This window comes from Streptomyces sp. NPDC004609, assembly GCF_042873655.1.
In the GTDB taxonomy this organism is placed as follows: Bacteria; Actinomycetota; Actinomycetes; order Streptomycetales; family Streptomycetaceae; genus Streptomyces.
Map to the genome: position 1 here is coordinate 1 of NZ_JBIALS010000040.1, position 16948 is coordinate 16948.

At 71.4% G+C, this 16948-nt stretch carries 16 protein-coding genes; 7 read left to right on the top strand and 9 right to left on the bottom strand.

The features are described from left to right. Positions 1 to 308: 308 nt before the first annotated feature. The 6 genes from ACFYT4_RS30080 to ACFYT4_RS30105 form a co-directional block, all read right to left on the bottom strand. A complete protein-coding gene (locus ACFYT4_RS30080) occupies positions 309 to 455 on the bottom strand; it encodes a hypothetical protein (protein ID WP_389275898.1) in 147 nt (48 codons plus the stop codon). 72 nt (positions 456 to 527) lie between these two features. Further along, complete coding sequence (locus ACFYT4_RS30085) at positions 528 to 1379, bottom strand: HAD family hydrolase (RefSeq protein ID WP_389275901.1); 852 nt, start codon at positions 1377 to 1379, stop codon at positions 528 to 530. 240 nt (positions 1380 to 1619) lie between these two features. Beyond that, a complete protein-coding gene (locus tag ACFYT4_RS30090; RefSeq protein ID WP_389275904.1) occupies positions 1620 to 2192 on the bottom strand; it encodes a Tn3 family transposase in 573 nt (190 codons plus the stop codon). Positions 2193 to 2441: 249 nt separating this feature from the next. Next, positions 2442 to 3179: an SDR family NAD(P)-dependent oxidoreductase gene (locus ACFYT4_RS30095; protein ID WP_389275907.1), complete on the bottom strand. Its 738-nt coding sequence runs from the start codon at positions 3177 to 3179 to the stop codon at positions 2442 to 2444. A 29-nt stretch (positions 3180 to 3208) separates the two neighbouring features. Beyond that, complete coding sequence (locus tag ACFYT4_RS30100) at positions 3209 to 3754, bottom strand: YceI family protein (RefSeq protein ID WP_389275910.1); 546 nt, start codon at positions 3752 to 3754, stop codon at positions 3209 to 3211. Between the two features lie 574 nt (positions 3755 to 4328). Further along, the gene (locus tag ACFYT4_RS30105; protein WP_389275913.1) at positions 4329 to 4961 is read right to left on the bottom strand and encodes an isochorismatase family protein; all 633 of its coding nucleotides are present in this window, start codon (positions 4959 to 4961) and stop codon (positions 4329 to 4331) included. 93 nt (positions 4962 to 5054) lie between these two features. Between ACFYT4_RS30105 and ACFYT4_RS30110 the strand changes: the two genes are divergently transcribed. Then, entirely contained in the window at positions 5055 to 5453 is a 399-nt protein-coding gene (locus tag ACFYT4_RS30110) for a winged helix-turn-helix transcriptional regulator (RefSeq protein WP_389275916.1), read from the top strand. 467 nt (positions 5454 to 5920) lie between these two features. Here ACFYT4_RS30110 and ACFYT4_RS30115 read toward each other — a convergent pair whose 3' ends face one another. The 3 genes from ACFYT4_RS30115 to ACFYT4_RS30125 form a co-directional block, all read right to left on the bottom strand. After that, positions 5921 to 6361, bottom strand: coding sequence for a hypothetical protein (locus ACFYT4_RS30115; RefSeq protein ID WP_389275919.1), 441 nt, complete (start codon positions 6359 to 6361; stop codon positions 5921 to 5923). Between the two features lie 322 nt (positions 6362 to 6683). Then, a complete protein-coding gene (locus tag ACFYT4_RS30120; protein WP_389275922.1) occupies positions 6684 to 7991 on the bottom strand; it encodes a M20/M25/M40 family metallo-hydrolase in 1308 nt (435 codons plus the stop codon). After that, complete coding sequence (locus tag ACFYT4_RS30125; protein WP_389276055.1) at positions 7988 to 8959, bottom strand: Lrp/AsnC family transcriptional regulator; 972 nt, start codon at positions 8957 to 8959, stop codon at positions 7988 to 7990. The genes ACFYT4_RS30120 and ACFYT4_RS30125 overlap by 4 nt, the downstream gene beginning before the upstream one ends. Positions 8960 to 9076: 117 nt before the next feature. Here ACFYT4_RS30125 and ACFYT4_RS30130 point away from each other — a divergent pair, with 117 nt between their 5' ends. The 6 genes from ACFYT4_RS30130 to ACFYT4_RS30155 are packed head-to-tail and all read left to right on the top strand — an operon-like array spanning position 9077 to position 16932. Beyond that, positions 9077 to 11182 (top strand): S9 family peptidase, encoded by a 2106-nt coding sequence (locus ACFYT4_RS30130; protein WP_389275925.1) that lies wholly within the window; start codon positions 9077 to 9079, stop codon positions 11180 to 11182. A 17-nt stretch (positions 11183 to 11199) separates the two neighbouring features. Continuing rightward, positions 11200 to 13086: an ABC transporter substrate-binding protein gene (locus tag ACFYT4_RS30135; RefSeq protein WP_389275928.1), complete on the top strand. Its 1887-nt coding sequence runs from the start codon at positions 11200 to 11202 to the stop codon at positions 13084 to 13086. Positions 13087 to 13101: 15 nt separating this feature from the next. Next, the gene (locus ACFYT4_RS30140; RefSeq protein WP_389275931.1) at positions 13102 to 14067 is read left to right on the top strand and encodes an ABC transporter permease; all 966 of its coding nucleotides are present in this window, start codon (positions 13102 to 13104) and stop codon (positions 14065 to 14067) included. A gap of 41 nt (positions 14068 to 14108) precedes the next feature. Beyond that, entirely contained in the window at positions 14109 to 15071 is a 963-nt protein-coding gene (locus tag ACFYT4_RS30145) for an ABC transporter permease (protein ID WP_389275934.1), read from the top strand. After that, the gene (locus tag ACFYT4_RS30150) at positions 15068 to 16108 is read left to right on the top strand and encodes an ABC transporter ATP-binding protein (protein ID WP_389275937.1); all 1041 of its coding nucleotides are present in this window, start codon (positions 15068 to 15070) and stop codon (positions 16106 to 16108) included. Before ACFYT4_RS30145 ends, ACFYT4_RS30150 begins: the two co-directional genes overlap by 4 nt. Continuing rightward, complete coding sequence (locus ACFYT4_RS30155) at positions 16105 to 16932, top strand: ABC transporter ATP-binding protein (protein WP_389275940.1); 828 nt, start codon at positions 16105 to 16107, stop codon at positions 16930 to 16932. Before ACFYT4_RS30150 ends, ACFYT4_RS30155 begins: the two co-directional genes overlap by 4 nt. The last annotated feature ends 16 nt before the right edge of the window (positions 16933 to 16948 follow it).

The window sequence follows — 16948 nt, forward strand, 5'->3', positions numbered from 1 at the left end:
CCGCGCCGCCCCCGGCCCTCACTCTACTTCGCACCCCTCCGCCCCCCCGGCCCCCCCCCCCCGGGGGGGGGCCCCGGGGGCGCGGGGGGCCCCGGCGACGGGTGCGCTCCCGGCAAGCCCTCAGGCCCCTCTGCCCTTGGGCACCGAGCAAGGCCGTTCTTGAGTTTCCGAAGAACCGGCCTTCATTCCCGCACGGCGGGAAAGGAGGCCGGTTCAGGCGTTCATGCGGGGCGGGACACCGCGGACGGCAATGGCCTGGCCCGGCGGCCCCCAGTGCTCCGACGAGGTGATCCCGGGGACGTGGTCACTCAGCGACGCGGGGTCAGCGGCGGCCAGGGTCCGATAGCGGCGTACGCGTCGTCGATGTCAGCGGTGACGAAGGAGCGCTGGAGCAGGGTGATGTGCGGCCGGTGGGTGTCGTCCAGGGTGACGTCGGCGCGGATGCCGGGCGGCATCCGCCGGTTCACTTCGCGCGCTCGCTCGATCGAGGCGGCGTCCGGCTCGACCAGGATGTCGACAGCGTCAGGTCACTCATCACTGCTCCCGTCCCGCTTTCCGTAGACGGTGCTCCAGTCGTCCTTCATGCTCACGACGGTCCACCCGAGTTCCTCGGCCTTCGCCAGAGAGGCCTCGGCGAAGGCGGTGTACGCGAACTCGCGCTCGACGTCGTCATGATTGATCAGCAGCGCGAACCTTGCCGCGCTGAGCATCTCGATGTCCACGTCGGCGTTCCCGCCGGCGAAAACGGGAAGGCGTCCGGTCTGGGCGAAGATGTGCTCCGGCTTGCCCGGGCCGAGATTGACGGTGCCGAGAATCCGCTCGCCGCGCACGATCCCGCCGTCGGCGTAGGTGTACTCGGCGGCTGAGCCGATGACGTTCTCCTTGGGGATCCCCCAGGTGTCTTCCGCGAACACTCGCATGAAGTCCCGTCCCCCGCCGGAGCACACGAAGACCCGGAAGCCGTTGTCTTTCAGCAGATCGAACAGCTCCAGCATGGGCTGGTAGACGAGATCCTTGTAAAGGACTCCGAGCTTCGGCTGCCTGGCCGTGGCCAGCCATGCGCGGACCTGTGCGTCGAACTCGGCCGGGGTGCTTCCCGCCCAGGACCGCGCGAACGCCTTCAGCAGTGACTCGATCACCTGCGGGTCCTGTGTCGCCACCCCCCGCAGGAACGACGCGTCCTTCTCGATCAGCGCCTTGTACGGCTGCCGGTCGGCGAGCGAGGGCTCAGCCCTCACCTCCTCCGCCCAGTGCCCGAACACGAAGTCGAACTGCGGCGCCAGCGGCTGCTCCACCCACAGCGTGCCGTCATTGTCGAAGGCCGCGATGCGATCCGCGGGCGGGACGAAGTCCGGCCCCTGGCTCGTCGCGCGGGACACGAAGTCCAGGATCGCCCCTTTGGCCCTGCCATCCCGCCAACTCGCAAGCGCCGTGTCAGTCAACGCAGCTCCTCTCATCTCCATCACCGGCCCCGGCCAGGCCCATGCCCAGGACGGGTAGGGGCGGATGGCGGTAGCACCCCCACCTTAGTCCAATTATGGACATAACCGACATTCGGCAAGTCGAGAGCATGACCAGCAGCTGCTGCGACAGTCCCGCGCCGGCAACGTGTCGCGCCCTCACCAGCCGTCGGTCACCGGGTCGCACAGCGGACGTGCGCCCCCGGGCAGCTCCGGCAGCTCCGGCAGCTCCGGCAGCTCCGGCAGCTCCGGCAGCTCCGGCAGCTCCGGCAGCTGGAAGGAGTATCGGCCGAGCATGGTGACGTGGTGGCGCACGAACGGCGACAGGTGGGCGGCATCCTGGTCGCGGACGTCGACGCCCTCGGCACGCAGCCGGTCGACGGCGGCGTCCATGGAGCGGGTGTTGAAGAACACCAGGGCGTTGAGGACCAGGCAGAGCGCACCGATCTCGTCTTCCATGCCGTCGTGGTAGTTCTGGTAGAGCTGCCCGGCACGGCAGTGGAAGATCTTCCCGGCGGGCGCGTGCGGCCCACCCGCAGATCGGCCTGCGCCTTGATCTGCCGCCCGGTAGCCGGGCTCATCGGCCAGCCGCAGGATGTGGGGCGACTTCGAGATCCGCCCGTAGTGCGCGATCGCGTCACCCAGCAGGGTCGGCCGTCCGTCGCGCGACAGCATCCGGATCACGTCGTAGGCCCGCACCGCACGGGTGTGGATGGAGCCGATGTACTCCAAGCCCCGGCACCCGTCATCGCGAAGGCCCTCGGTTACCACGACAAGACAGCCACCCGCCTGGTCACCGAAGCCGGAGGAACCTGGGCCCGATACGCCCCCGGCGACCACTCACGGTGACGCCGGCACCGACCTCACCGAGGAATACGCGACACCTCACCATGCGAGCCCACCGGTCCCAAGCCCCGGAACGCAGTCCCGGGTCGGTTGCCCGACCCGGGACTGCGTCGCCCGGTGCCCGGACGGCCCGGGTCAAGACGCCATCCGCGCACGCTCCCTCTGCAGATCGGCGACGGTGGCCAGCTGTACGTGCTCGCCGGCGATCGACGGCGTACGTGCCACACCGACGGCCGCTTCCCCGACCTGGTCCGCGGTAAGCCAGGTGGGGTCGCCGCCCGGGCGGCTGCGGTTGATGACCGGGCCGAGGACGAGGTCGTTGACCCTGGGCTGTCCGCCCAGTTCGGCGGTGAGGACCTCGCGCATCATCAGCTGGGCGGCGCCTTGCATGCTGACGATGCCGGCGCCCGGGTAGGGCTTCTGGGAGGAGAAGCCGGCGATGGTGGTGTAGCTGCCGTCCTCCGGCAGGCGGGGGACGAAGGAGCGGGCGAGGGCCATGTGGGACGTGGCCACGTCGACGAAGATCTTCCGCCAGTCGTCCTCGGTGGTCTGCCACAGAGCCTTGCCGGCCCACCAGCCGCCGACCGAGGCGGTGACGTGGTCGACATGCCCGAACTCGGCCACGATCCCGGCGGCGAGTCGGTCCGCCTCCTCGAAGGTGGCGTAGCCGGCCGCAACTGTCCTGAGATTCGCGGCCAGTTCGGGGCCGATCAGTTTCACGATGTTGTCCAGACGGCCCTGGCTACGGCTGGGGACGACGACGGTGGCGCCGGCCTTGAGGAAGGCGCGCACGATGCCTTCGCCGACGTTGCCGGTGCCGCCGGGTACTGCGACGACCTTGCCGCCGAGGGGGGACGCGGTGGTAGTGCTCATGGTGTGATTCCTTGGGGGGGGAGGCCTGGTCAGTTGGCGGGCGGCAGTTGCTCGTCGGGCACGGAGGCGGGGACGGCCTGCACATTGACGGTGAACTCGACGTCGTCGGATATGAAGCCCTGGAAGGCGGTCACGCCGAAGTCACTGCGTTTGAGCCGTCCGGTGGCGGTGGCGCCGACGCGCGGGATGCCGGAGGCGTCGGTGACCGGGCCGGCGGTGTCCGCGACCAGGTCGACTGCATGGGTGACGCCGTGCAGCGTCAGCTCCACGCGCATCAGGTACCTCGGCGGCACGTCCTTGGCCAGCGAGACCAGCCGGACCTTTGCCTCGGGGTGCGAGGCGGCATCGAGGAACTCCTCGCTCCTGATGTGCCGGTCGCGCATCGGCACACCGCTGTCGAAGCTCGTGACGTCGAAGCCCGCGTCGAAGGAGAGCAGTTCGGGCGTATCGCCTGCGGCGGCATCGCTGAGTCGGATCGGGCCACGCAGGCCGGTGAAACGGCCGTGGATGGTGGAGACGAGGTAGCGGACGGATATGTCGACGGACGAGTGGGCCGCGTCGATCTTCCATTCCATGGGGGGGGTCCTTTCACAACAGGTGGGGTGGGGCCGGACGGCGGCGCCGGTTCGGTACACCTGCCGGCGAGGTAGGGGTCAGGGTCTTGGCCCGCCCGGTGACGTCGGACCGCTGCTGGACCGCACTGCGGCGGGCGGCCCGCTGTCACGGAACTCCGGGGTCCCTGTGCGGCGTTCCGCGAGCGGGCCCGGGCGGTGGCTCCGGGGGCGTCGGCCGGGCCGCACTCGCCCGTACGCGGCGGGCCTTGTGGCCGAGCCGGCCGATCCCGGCCGCCGGGACGTCATGTTCAACAGGCAGGTATCGGGGCCGGCCGACGCCGCGGGGTGCGGTGCCCCCGGCGTGGACCGGGCCGCCCCGTCATCCGGATTCGACCGGCAGGGACGGCGCCCGCCCGGCGGGAGGGCGACAGGACAGCGTCAGGTCTCCGGCCCGGCTCTTGGGCCGTCGCCTCCGCAGTCCGGTGAATGTACGTGAGCGTCCCCCGGGCCGGACCGGAAGATCCCGTTGAGAGCCCTGCGTCAGTCAGGCGGTGCATCAGGCCCCGCCGGGGAACGCACACGTACATCCTCACTGTCAGGCGGCGGGCGTCACGTACGGGATCAGAGAGCCGTAGAACGGGATCGCGTGGCCGGCCATCAGCTCGGCGAGCCCCTGGCCGCCCTCCTCGCGCCAGTCACGCTGCAGTTCGGCGGCGACGGCCACGGTGTTGTTGAGCGTCACACCGGCCTTCTCCATGCGGCTGGCAGCCGCATGCGTGGCCAGCCGGCTCCAGGTGCCGGAGGCGTCCAGGACCGCGTGAACCTGGTAGCCGGCGGCGACCGCGGACTGGGCCGCGAAGGAGACGCACACGTCGGTGCTGATACCCGCGATGATCAGCTGGTCGCGGCCGGTGGCCTTGACCGCGGCGGTGAAGTCCGCGTTGTCGAACGCGTCGATCTCACCGGGACGGCGAATGACCGGGGCGTCGGGCAGCTCGGCGGAGATCTCCGGCAGCAGGATGCCGTTCGGGCCGCTGTCGGCGCTGGTGGTGATGACGACCGGGAGATCGTAAGCCTGCGCGGCCTTGGTGAGGGCGATGACGTTGCGTCGCAGCAGCTCACGGTCGGGGTCCTCGACACCGAGGATCAGGCCGACCTGGTGGTCGACGAGGAGGATCGCGGCGCGGTCACGGTCGAGACGCTGGGCGGGGTACGAAGCGGTGGTCATGGGTATTACCTCCTTGGATGGTGCGTTGATGCAACCAGGTTACTTAAACACACCTGGTATGCCAAATGGCTCCCCGTCGGTATCCTTGAGGGCATGACCGAGACCCGCCTGCCGCTGCACTCCTGCTCCTACACCGAAGACGTCTTCAACCTGCTGGGGAAGCGCTGGATGGGCCCCCTGATCGACCTGCTGCTGCAGCGCCCGGCCCGCTTCAGCGAGCTCCACGCGGCTCTGCCCGCCCTGTCCAAGCGCGTCCTCAGCGACCGGCTGTCGGAGCTGAGCGACCTCGGGCAGGTGGAGCGCGAGGTCTCGCCCGGTCCGCCGGTGGCCGTCACCTACCGCCTGACCGAATCCGGACAGAGGCTGGGCCCGGCCATGGACGCCCTGCGCGTGTGGGCCGGGGCACCCGTGGACGACAACGGCGACCTGATCCCGCACACACAGGCCACGGAACACGGCACAGAGACCGATCACAGCGCCCCGCTCACCTGAGCAGATCCGCTCTCCTGCATCAGCGCACGTCCCCCTCTCCGGAACACCCGCCCTCACCGTCAGGGACGGCCCCTTCGCGGTGCCGGCGCCCCGCCACTCGGCCCACGCCGGATTGCCAAGGACCGCTTCCGGGCCGGGCACGCCCGCAGCCTCCAGGAAAACGATCAGATCGTGGCCGGAGAACGCCGGGCCCAGGATCCCGTCCCGGCCCCGGCGGCCCACGGTCACCCGCCGGCCGCCCGACAGCGACGACCGGAGCACGACGACCGGCGCACTCCCCACCCCTCCAGCATGCCCGCACCCGGCACCGCCCGCAGCCACAGCAACCGTGCAGACCACCGGAGCCCCACCCCGGGCCCGGCCCGCATCCCAGCACACCTCTCCCCCGGCTGCCGCGCGGGAAAGACACCTCATGCGGTTAAGCCGTCAAGCGAGGGGCTCCTCGATCGCCGGTCGGCAAGGCCCTTTCAGTCGCCGGAGAAGCCCCAGAAGTAGATCTCCTCCGGACAGCCATGAGAGTCGTGCAGGACCGCGCATCTGCCGAACCAACGTCGACCGGCAAGCGGCTCTATCGCCTGCACGTGTGCCCGCGTGAGACGGTCGGTCCCGGCCATCCGGTAGGCCTCGACAGGCTGAACGGGCTCCACGGTGCCAAAGTCAGGATCCTCACCTCGCCTCAACATCCTGTGCATGTCCAGGATCGAGTGCGTCCCTTCTTCCTGAACCTGCTCGTCTTCCCACAGCTGGTCGAGCGTTGACGGTCGCACCCTGGCCTCGTCAGCGTTGTCTTCGTCCCAGGGATCCCAGTAGTAGTCCTGCGCCTCGAACACTTTCTGCCTCAGGGCATCCAACGCCGCTCCAAGATCCTCCTGGTAAGGAACGTAGTACTCCCAGCCCGACGCACCCACGACAGCCCCGCCTCTGCATCCAGTTACGACAGTGCGACGGAAGCTAGCAGCAGCCACTGACAAGCCGCCTCGCCAGGTGCACCCCGCGGACCGGGCCATCAGACAGCAGCGCCGGACTCTGCCTGAAAGGCGATGCGTTCCTCGGAGTGGGTGCGGCTCAGCAGTCAGTGATGGAGCTGTCCCGGCATCCGATTGAACAGATGTCGCAGGGCCTGGGGGCGCCCCGGCCCCGGAGCCGCGGGTGTCGGCGCCCGTACGCGATCCGGACCGGGTGGCCAACCGCTCCCGGGGAGAGCCGTCCGGGCCGGTGGGCGGTCCAGGGTCAGTACGTGATCAGTAGCCGGTCGAGGACGCGCATGCCGAAGCCGACGGCCGACACCGGGACGCGTTCGTCGATGCCGTGGAAGAGGGAGGAGAAGTCCAGTCCGGGCGGGAGTCTGCGCGGGACGAAGCCGTAGCCGGTGATGCCGAGGGAGGCGAAGGACTTGTTGTCCGTGCCGGCCGAGAGGCAGTACGGGACGGTGCGCGCCCCCTCGTCCTCGCCGCGCAGGGCCTCGGTCATGGCCGCCACCAGGGGGGTTTCGAAGGGTGCGGACACCGCGACATCGCGTTCGATGGTCTCCAGGCGCACCCGGGGGCCCGCGAGTTCGGCGAGGGTGTCGTCGAACTCGTCCTCCCGGCCCGGGAGGAAGCGGCCGTCGACCTCGGCCGACGCGAGGCCGGGCACCACATTGGTCTTGTAACCCGCGTTCAGCCGGGTCGGGTTGGCGGTGTGGTGGAAGGAGGCGCCGATGAAGCGGGCCAGCGGGCCGAGGCAGTCGAGCACCTGGGCCGGGTCGGGGGCGTCGCCGTCGAAGGGGACGCCGAAGGCCTCGGCGGCCTCGGTCAGGAACGCCCGGGTGGTGGGGGTGAGGACCAGCGGCCACCGGTGGGCGGCGATCCGGGCGACCGCGCCGACCAGTTCGGCGATCGCGTTGTCGGTGTGGAGCATCGAGCCGTGGCCGGGCCTGCCCTCGGCGACCAGGCGCAGCCAGTGGAGGCCCTTCTGGGCGGTCTCGATCAGATAGAGACGGCGGTCGGGGCCGGCCTCCACCGAGAAGCCGCCGACCTCGCTGATCGCCTCGGCGCAGCCGTCGAAGAGGTCCCGGTGGTGCCGGACGAGATAGCGGGAACCGAGTCCGCTGCCCGCCTCCTCGTCGGCCATCCACGCGAACACCAGGTCGCGACGGGGACGGCGGCCCGTCCCGGCCCAGGAGCGGGCCAGGGCGAGCATCATCGCGTCCATGTCCTTCATGTCGATCGCGCCCCGGCCCCAGATCGCGCCGTCGCGCAGCTCCCCGGCGAAGGGCGGCACGGACCATTCGGAGGGGTCGGCGGGGACCACGTCGAGATGGCCGTGGACCAGGAGGGCGGGGAGGGCGGGGTCCCGGCCCGGTATGCGCAGGACGACATTGCCGCGGCGGGGGGCGGACTCAAGATAGACGGGGTCGAGTCCGGCGTCGTCGAGCCGTTCGGCGACGTACTCGGCGGCGCGGCGCTCGCCGGGGCCGCTGCCGTCACCGGGGTTGGAGGTGTCGATCCGCAGCAGGTCGGTGAGCAGGGTGAGGGCGTCGTCGGTGGCGTGGTTCATCGCTTGACCACGAATCCGCGCTTGTGGGCCCGGGTGACGAGGGTCGCCTCGCAGCGGACGAGGCCGGGGAGCCGGCCCAGGACGTCGACCTGGAAGTCGAAGAGGTCGTCCATCGCGGGCAGTACGGCGAGGATGTTGACTGCCTGGTTGCCGGCCACGACTCCGCAGTAGCGGACGGCGGGGTGCAGGGCCAGCTCCGCGGCGACCGGCTCTATGGCGGAGGGGACGGTCTCCAGCCAGAGCTCCGCCTCGACGCCGTAACCGAGCAGTTCGGGCTCGATCTCGGCGCGCAGCGCCACCGCGCCGCTGCCCAGCAGGCGTTCGGTCCAGCGCCGGGCGGTGGCCGGGACCACGCCGAGGCGTTCGGCGAGTTCGACCCAGCTGTAGCGGGCGTTCTCGACCAGCAGCTCGATCAGGCGGTGGTCGCTGGGCTGGAGCTCGAACCGATCACCGCTCTCGCGCACGCCGGGCGCGCCGGAGGAGACCACGGCTGCCTCCTCGGGTGTCAGATATCCGGCGTGCCAGGCGGTGGTGGGTTTGAGATGGCGCAGGGCCGGATAGCTGCGGGTGCTGCGGATGCCGTCGATGGCCGGCAGTTCGCCGGAGACCACGCGGTGGAGTGCGGCTCGGCCGTCGGCGACCAGTTCGCAGGAGACGTCGGCGTCACCGGTGACCACGGCGACCCAGCGGGTGTCGGCCCGCAGGGCGAGCGCTTCGGCGACCCGGTCGGCGCTGCCCGGTTCGACCTCGACCCGCAGATTGACGGTCTGTCCGAGCCCGGTGCGCAGTTCGTCGACGAAGGCGGTGAACCGCAGGGCGTCGGCGTCCACCAGGCGCTGGACACGGCGCGCGACCGTACGTTCCACCTCGCCGAGGGCCTGTGCGAGCGAGCCGTAGGGCACCCGGGCGTCGATCTGCAGCGCCGCGACGATGCGCCGATCAAGAGAGTCGAGGCTGTCTGAATCCATCACGATCAGAACAGTAGATGTCTGATCCGATTAATTTCAAGGCATGTCTTGTCTGAAAATAGATGTACTGGCAAGCTGTGCGCCATCTCACCGACAACCGAGGAAAGGAGCGCACGGATGGCCATGGCGACCACACCGCGCGGCCCGTTCGCTCCCGAGCGGCTGCACACCCAGGTGGCGATCGGGCAGCTGGACGTCCACTCCGCCGCCGAGGGCGGGCTGATCGTCTTCACCCGGCGCACGGTCGTCGGCGGACGGGACCGGATCGGCCTCTGGGCGCAGCCGTACGCCGGGGGCCCGGCCCGCCCGCTCACGGACGGCCCGTGGTGCGACACCCGGCCGCGCTTCTCCCCCGACGGCCGAAGCCTCGCCTTCCTGCGCGACGCGCAGCTGTACGTACTGGAGCTGCCGGACTCCGGACCGCGCCGGGTGGCAAAGTTCCCGCGCGGGGTCCAGGACTTCGACTGGGGGCCCGACGGCGGCTGGCTCGCCGTGCTCGCGGAGGACGGCGAGGCGCCCGAGGAACGGTACGAGGAGCCGCCGTACGCGATCGGCGGTGGCGGGCCCCGGGGCGGTGGGACGGCCTCGGGCGGGGCCGCGGGGGCGGACGCGACCGCGGAGGCCGAGGGTTCGGAAGCCGCGGGGGCGGAGACCGCCGGTTCGGAAACCGCCGGAGCACAGCACCCGCCCGCCGGGGACCGCGGGCCGACGTGCCGCGTGCTGGAGCGGGCCGGCTGGCGCCTGGACGGCGAGGGGCTGCTGCTGCACCCCCGTCAGGTGCACCGGGTGTCCCTCGACGGCCCGGTGCGGCGCCTCACCGACGGTCCGCGCTCCCTCGCCCGGCCCCGGGTGGGCCCGGACGGCACCGTGTACGTCCTCGCCGACCCCGGTCCCGACGCCGACCTGGCCCCCTGCCCCCAGGTGCACGCGATATCCGCGCAGGGGCTGCGCCCGGTCACCGCGATGGCCGGCGGTGTGGTCCGCCACCATGTCCGCGCGGACGGCACGCTCACCGTCGTCGGCCGCGCCGGGAAGGACCCGAGGGACCAGGACCCGCCGCAGGCGTTCCGTATCGACCCGGCCGCCGGCCGGGTCGAACCGCTGCTGACCGAGTGCGCGGACCGGTGGGTCGGCGCCCTCGGCGGCGAGAGCGATCTGCACGACTGGTGGACCGAGCCCGAGGACTGCGCCGAGGTCACCGCGGTCGCCCACGCCGACGGAGTACGTCCGTACGACCTGGTCACCGGCCGCCCGCTGGCGGAGCCCGGCACCGTCGCCGCCTCGCTCGCCCGGCACGGCGCGCTCACCGCCGCCGTCCTGGTGCCGCCGGGCACGATCGCCGCCCCGGAGGTGTACGCCCTGGACCCGGGCGCGCCCCCGCGCCGGCTCACCACCGGGGGCTCCGCCTGGCTGGACGACCGCGAACTGCCCACCGTGGAGCGGATCGAGGCGCCCGGCCCCGCCGGACCGGTCACCGTCCATCTGGTGCACCCGCCCGGCGCGGACCCGGCCGCGGCGCTGCCCACCGTGGTGTCCCTGCACGGCGGGCCCACCGGCCAGTGGGGCCCGCTGCCGAACCTCGAAGCGCTGCTGCTGGCCTCGGCCGGCTACCGGGTGGCGCTGCCCAACCCGCGCGGCTCGACCGACCGGGGCAGCGCCTGGGTCGGCGGTCTGTACGGGGCCTGGGGCCGGGCGGACGCCGAGGACGTGCACGCCGTCGTGGACCATCTGCTGGCCACCGGCCGGTCGGTACCGGGCCGCCTCGGCGTCTGCGGGCTCTCCTACGGCGGATTCCTCACCCACTGGCTGATCGCCACCGGCGACCGGTTCGCCGCCGCCGTGGCCGAGAACGGGGTCAGCAACCAGGTCTCCGCCTGGGCCAATTGCGACATCGGACCGGCGTACGGCGACGCCTGCGGCATGGGCGATCCGCTGGACGAGGAGGGCGCGGCCCGGCTGTGGGAGGCGTCTCCCCTGCGGCTCGTCTCCCGGATCCGCACCCCGCTGCTGATGCTCCAGGCGGAGGACGACCTGCGCTGCCCGCCCGCCGACAACGAGCAGCTGTTCCTGGCGCTGCGCAGGCTGCGCCGGACCGTCCGCTACGTCCTGTATCCGGAGTCCAGTCACCTGTACCAGGGCACCGGCCGCTTCGACCGGCGTGTGGACCGCCACCGCCGTCTCCTGGACTGGTTCCGGACCCACCTGCCCCTCGACAGCCAGTGAGAAAGGCCCGCGCCGCCATGTCCCGAAGAATCCGCCCGCGTCCCGGATGGGTCGCGCCGCTCGCCGTGGGGCTCGCCCTCACCCTGACCGCCGTCTCGCCGTCCCCGGGGACCGGGACGGAGGCCCCGGAACCGAAGTCCGCCCCGAGCGCCGCCACCGGCGGCGACTTCCGCATCGGCCACTCCCAGCCGATCGACAGCATCAACCCGTTCGGCCAGCAGAACATGATCTCCAACACGGTCAGCCTGCTCGGCTACGACCTGCTCCTCAACTACCGCACCTCGGACGGGCGTCCGGACCTGGAGAACTCCCTCACCGAGTCGTACCAGGCCTCCCCCGACGGCCGCACCTGGACCTTCAAGCTCCGCTCCGGTATCACCTGGTCCGACGGCAAGCCCCTGACCAGCGCCGATGTCCGATGGACCTATCAGGCGGTACTGGACAACGAGACCAACGTGCTGCGCGGCAACACCGAGAACGTCAAGAAGGTCTCCGCGCCCGACCCGCGGACCGTCGTCATCCAGCTCACCGAACCCGATGCCCGGCTGGAGTCCGCGGCCATCCCGATCCTGCCCGAGCACGTCTTCGCCAAGTACCCGATCGACTCGATCGACAAGGTGCCGATCCCGCTGCCCGCGGTGACCACCGCGCCCTTCCGGATCACCTCGTACGACAAGGGCGGCACCACCGTCCTCGGCGTCAACCCGAGCTTCAGGGGCACCCCTCCGGCGATGAAGCGCGTGCTCTTCGTCCACTACCAGGCCAGCGAGGCCGCGCTGCGCGACATCAAGCTCGGCAGCCTCGACATGGTCGCGGACGGCGACAGCAGCTGGGTCGCCAAGCTGAAGACGAACAAGGACATCACCGTCTGGAGCGCGCCGGCGCCCGGCTTCTCCGAGATCGCCTTCAACTCCTGCCCGCCCGGCGGAGCCGGGGCCTGCACCGGTCCGGCGAAGAACGTGAAGACCGCCGTCGTCCAGGACAAGGCCATCCGGAAGGCGCTCGCCTGGGGCATCGACCGGGCCGACCTCTCCAAGACCATCTACGCCGGGCAGAACCTGCCCGCCGACGGGCTGATCTCGCCGTACTACGCGCCCTACTACCGCAGCTTCGCCAAGGATCCCGAGATCGGCTACGGCTACGACCCCGCCAGATCCCGCGCCATCCTCAAGGAGGGCGGCTGGGACTGCAGTACCAAGCCCTGCGTCAAGAATGGGGTGAAGGCCCAGTTCGAGATGATGGTCCGCTCCACGTCCAAGCAGGACCAGAACGCCGTCCGCCGCATCCGGGCCTGGGCCTCCCAGATCGGCATCACCATCGACATGAGCGTGGTCACCGAGGACGCGCTCAACAACACCGTCTACAACCCGTCGAGCACGAAGGGGAAGTACGCCCCCAGCTTCGACGCCTTCTACTGGGCCTGGAGCGGCGAGGTCACCCCCGACCTCAACCTGGAGGTGCTGCGCACCGGCAGCTCCTGGTCCGACTCGTACTACTCCAACCCGGCATACGACAAGGCCTCGCTCGCCTCCGTACGCCAGATGGACATGCCCAAACGCGTCGCCGCCATGCAGGAGGCGCAGCGCATCGCCCTCACCGACCTGCCGTACATCCCCACCGTCTACTCCGCCGACATCATGCTCACCCGCAACGACCGCTGGCACGCCTTCCAGGCGTCTCCCAGCAGCGGCGCGGGCTCGCCGCTGGGCGCCAACTGGCTCCAGCTCACCGGACTCAAGCCGGGCCCCGCACCGGGCAAGTCCACCGCCTCGGCGGCCGGCGGAACGACACTGGGCACCCCCGCGTGGCTGGCGCTCGCCCTGCTCACCGCAGCCGGCGGATACGCGCTCGGCCGGCGGCGGGGCACCCGCCCCGCCGAGATCCGCGACTGGACCGACGAGTAGAGCGGGAGCAGTCAGATGACGACCTTCCGCCGCCTCACCGGCCGCGTGCTCACCGCGCTGGGCACCCTCGTCTTCGTCCTGGTACTCAACTTCGTGATCTTCCGGGCGATGGGCGACCCCAAGCACGACCTGGCCCGCAACCCGAACCTCACCGAGTCCGCGCAGGCCGCCCTGATCAAGGAGCGCGGACTCGACCAGAGCCAGTGGGTCCAGTTCACCCGCTATCTGAAGGACACCCTCACCGGGGACCTGGGCACCTCCTTCATCACCAACCGCCCGGTCTCCGACGAACTGCTCAACGCCCTGCCCAACACCCTGATCGTGGTCGGCGTCTCCACCGTGCTGGCCTCGCTGCTCGGCCCCTGGCTCGGCCTGCTCGCCGCCTGGAAACGCGGCCGCACCCGCGACACCCTCCTCACCCAGGGCTCGGTGGTGCTCTACTCCATGCCGAGTTTCTGGCTGGGCATGGTGCTGATCGCGGTCTTCGCGCAGTGGTGGCAGCTCCTGCCCACCGGTCTCGGCTCCACTCCCGGGTCCACCGCCACCGGCTGGGCCCACGTAGAGGACGTGGCCCGGCACGCGGTGCTGCCGGTCGCGACGCTGACCCTGGGCCTGCTGGCCCAGTACGCGGTCAATATGCGCAGCGCCGTGGTGGACACCATGCAGGAGGACTACGTCCTGACCGCGCGCGCCATCGGGCTCGCCCCGCGCGCGGTCCGCAACCGGCACATCGTCCGCAACGCGATGCTCCCCGTCGTCACCGTCATCGGCCTCAACCTGGGTTTCGTGCTGGGCGGCGCGATCACCGTGGAGGCGCTGTTCTCCTGGCCCGGCATCGGCCAGCTGACCTTGGAGGCAATCCACGGCAAGGACTACCCGATGCTCCAGGGGCTGTTCCTGCTCTCGTCCGCCCTGGTGATCGCGATGAACCTGGCCACCGATCTGCTGTACGGCAGGCTCGATCCGCGGATCCGGGACTGATGCCGTCCATGAAGGAGGTGCCGCCCATGAAGGAGGGGACGATGAACGTATCCACGCCGGCAGCGACCGCGGAGCACCGCGCCACCGCCCGGCGGCTGCTCGGGGAGGGACGCGGCGGGCGGCGGGAGAGGGCCGCCGCGGCCGTGCGGGCCGTGCTGCGGGACCGGCGCGGGGCCATCGGCGCCGTACTGCTTGCCGTGTTCACGCTGATGGCGCTGCTCGCGCCGTGGCTGGCGCCGCAGGATCCGAAGGCGGCCGGCTCCTTCTCGCCGGACATCCTCGACGGACCCAGCGGGGCACACTGGCTCGGCACCGACGAGAACGGCCGCGATCTGCTGTCCCAACTGCTCCTGGGAGCCCAGGACACCATGCTGGTCGGGTTCACGGCCGCCCTGGTGTCCTCGGTGATCGGCACCACGGTGGGCATCGCGGCCGGGTACTTCGGCGGCTGGACCGACCGGGTGCTCAATGTGCTGAACGACTGGTTCCTGGTGCTGCCGATGATCCCCGTGACGGTGCTGGCGGCGAGCCTGCTCGGCAACCGGGCGGCGGATCTGCCGCTGGGCCGGACCAGTGTGCTGATCCTGGTCATCGGACTGTTCGGCTGGGCCGGGACCTCGCGGATCGTGCGCGCGGAGGTGCTGTCGCTCAAACGCCGTGCCTTCGTGGAGCGTTCGGTGGTGCTGGGCGCCGGGCGGCTGCGGGTGATCCGCACCCAGATCCTGCCCAATGTGATGCCGCTGGTCCTCGCCAACGCGGTGGTGTACGTGGCGCTGGCCGTGCTCACCGAATCGACCCTGTCCTATCTGGGCCTCGGCGACCCCGACCGCTTCTCCTGGGGCGGCATGCTCCAGGCCGCGCAGGACGCCGGGGCGATGAGCAGCGGGGCCTGGGGCTACTTCCTCGCGCCCGGTCTGGGCATCACCCTGGTCGTGCTGGGGTTCTCCCTGCTCGGCCACGCCATCGAGACCCGTGTCGACCCACGTCTCAGGGAGCAGCGATGACCGCCCCGACCACCACCGCGACGGAGGGCACGGCGGTCCGGCCGCTGCTCTCGGTCCGTGAACTGACCGTCGTACGGCGGGATCTGCCCGAGGCGAGGATCGTCGACGGCGTCGGCTTCGAGGTGCACCGGGGCGAGGCCCTGGGCCTCGCGGGGGAATCCGGCTGCGGCAAGACGACGACCGCGCTGGCCCTGCTGGATCTGCTGCCCGGCGGTCTGGTACGCGCCGGGGGCGAGCTGCACCTGGACACCGAGCGCGGACCGCGCCCGCTGCACACCCTGTCCCCGCGCGGTATGCGCGCGGTGCGCTGGCGGCGGATCTCTCTGGTGTTCCAGGGCGCCATGAACGCCCTCGACCCGGTGATGCGCGTCGGCGACCAGATCCGCGAGGCCGTCCGGCTGCACCGGACCGAGCTGGACCGGACCGCGGCCACCGCCCGCGTCCGCGAACTCTTCGAGCAGGTACGGCTCGACCCGGCCCGCGTGCGCTCCTATCCGCACGAGTTCTCCGGCGGCCAGCGCCAGCGGCTCATGATCGCGCTCGCCCTGGCGTGTGAACCCGATCTGGTCATCGGCGACGAGCCGACCACCGCGCTGGACGTCATCACCCAGCGGCAGATCCTCGACCTGCTGGACGAGCTGCGCAGAGAACTGGATCTGTCGGTCCTGCTGATCACCCACGATCTGTCCGTCCTCGCCGATACCTGCGACCGGATCGCGGTGATGTACGCGGGCCGCGTCGTCGAGACGGGCACCGTCGACGAGGTCTACGGCACGCCCCGGCACCCGTACACCCAGCGGCTGCTCGCCTCCTTCCCCGCCGTGGGCGGGCCGCGCGAACTGCCGCCGCCGATCCCCGGGTCACCGCCCGACCCGGCGGCGCCGGAGCCGGGGTGCGCGTTCGCGCCCCGGTGTCACCGGGTCGAGGACCGGTGCCGTACCGCGGCGCCCGAGGCCCGTACGGAACCCGGCGGGCGGCACACCGCCCGCTGCCATCTCCTTCCCTGGCCCGCCGTGAACGAGGAGGCCGCACGATGAGCGACACGACGACCAGCCCCCGGGGCGGGACGGCGGCCGCCCCGCTCTTCGAGGCCGAGGGCCTCTGCGTGACCTTCCCCGGACGCGGTCGCGGGCCGGGGCGCGCCACGACCGTCGACGCGCTCCGGGGGGTGGATCTGGCCTGGGCCGAGGGGGAGGTACTGGGACTGGTCGGGGCGTCCGGGAGCGGCAAGTCGACACTGGGCCGGACCCTGATGGGGTTGCAGCAGCCGAGCAGCGGGGCCGTGCGCTTCCGCGGCGAGGCCCTGACGGGGCCGCGCGACCGGGCCTTCCGGCGCCGGGTGCAGATGGTCTTCCAGGATCCGTACCAGTCGCTCAACCCGCGGCGGACGGTGGGCGCCCAGGTGCTCGAAGGGCTCGATGTGCACGGGATCGGCGCGCCCGGACAGGAGCGGACGGCGCTCGCGGTCGCCGCCATGGAACGGTGCGGACTGGCCCCGGTCGAACGGTACTGGCACCGCTATCCGCACCAGCTCTCCGGCGGCCAGCGGCAGCGCGTCGTCATCGCCGCCGCCGTGGCACTCGGCCCCCAGGCGCTGATCTGCGACGAACCGGTCTCCGCGCTGGATGTCTCGATCCGCTCCCAGGTGCTGGGGCTGCTCGCCGAGCTGCGCCGCGAGGAGGGCATCGGGCTGCTGTTCATCACCCATGACGTGGGCCTGGCGTGGGCGCTGTGCGACCGGGTGGCGGTGCTGCACCACGGGGAGCTGGTCGAGTGCGGCGGTGTGGAGGAGGTGTTGGGGTCACCGCGGCACGCGTACACGCGGGAGCTCCTGGCGGCGGTGCCGGCGCCGCACGGCTGAGAGCCTGTCGGGTGGC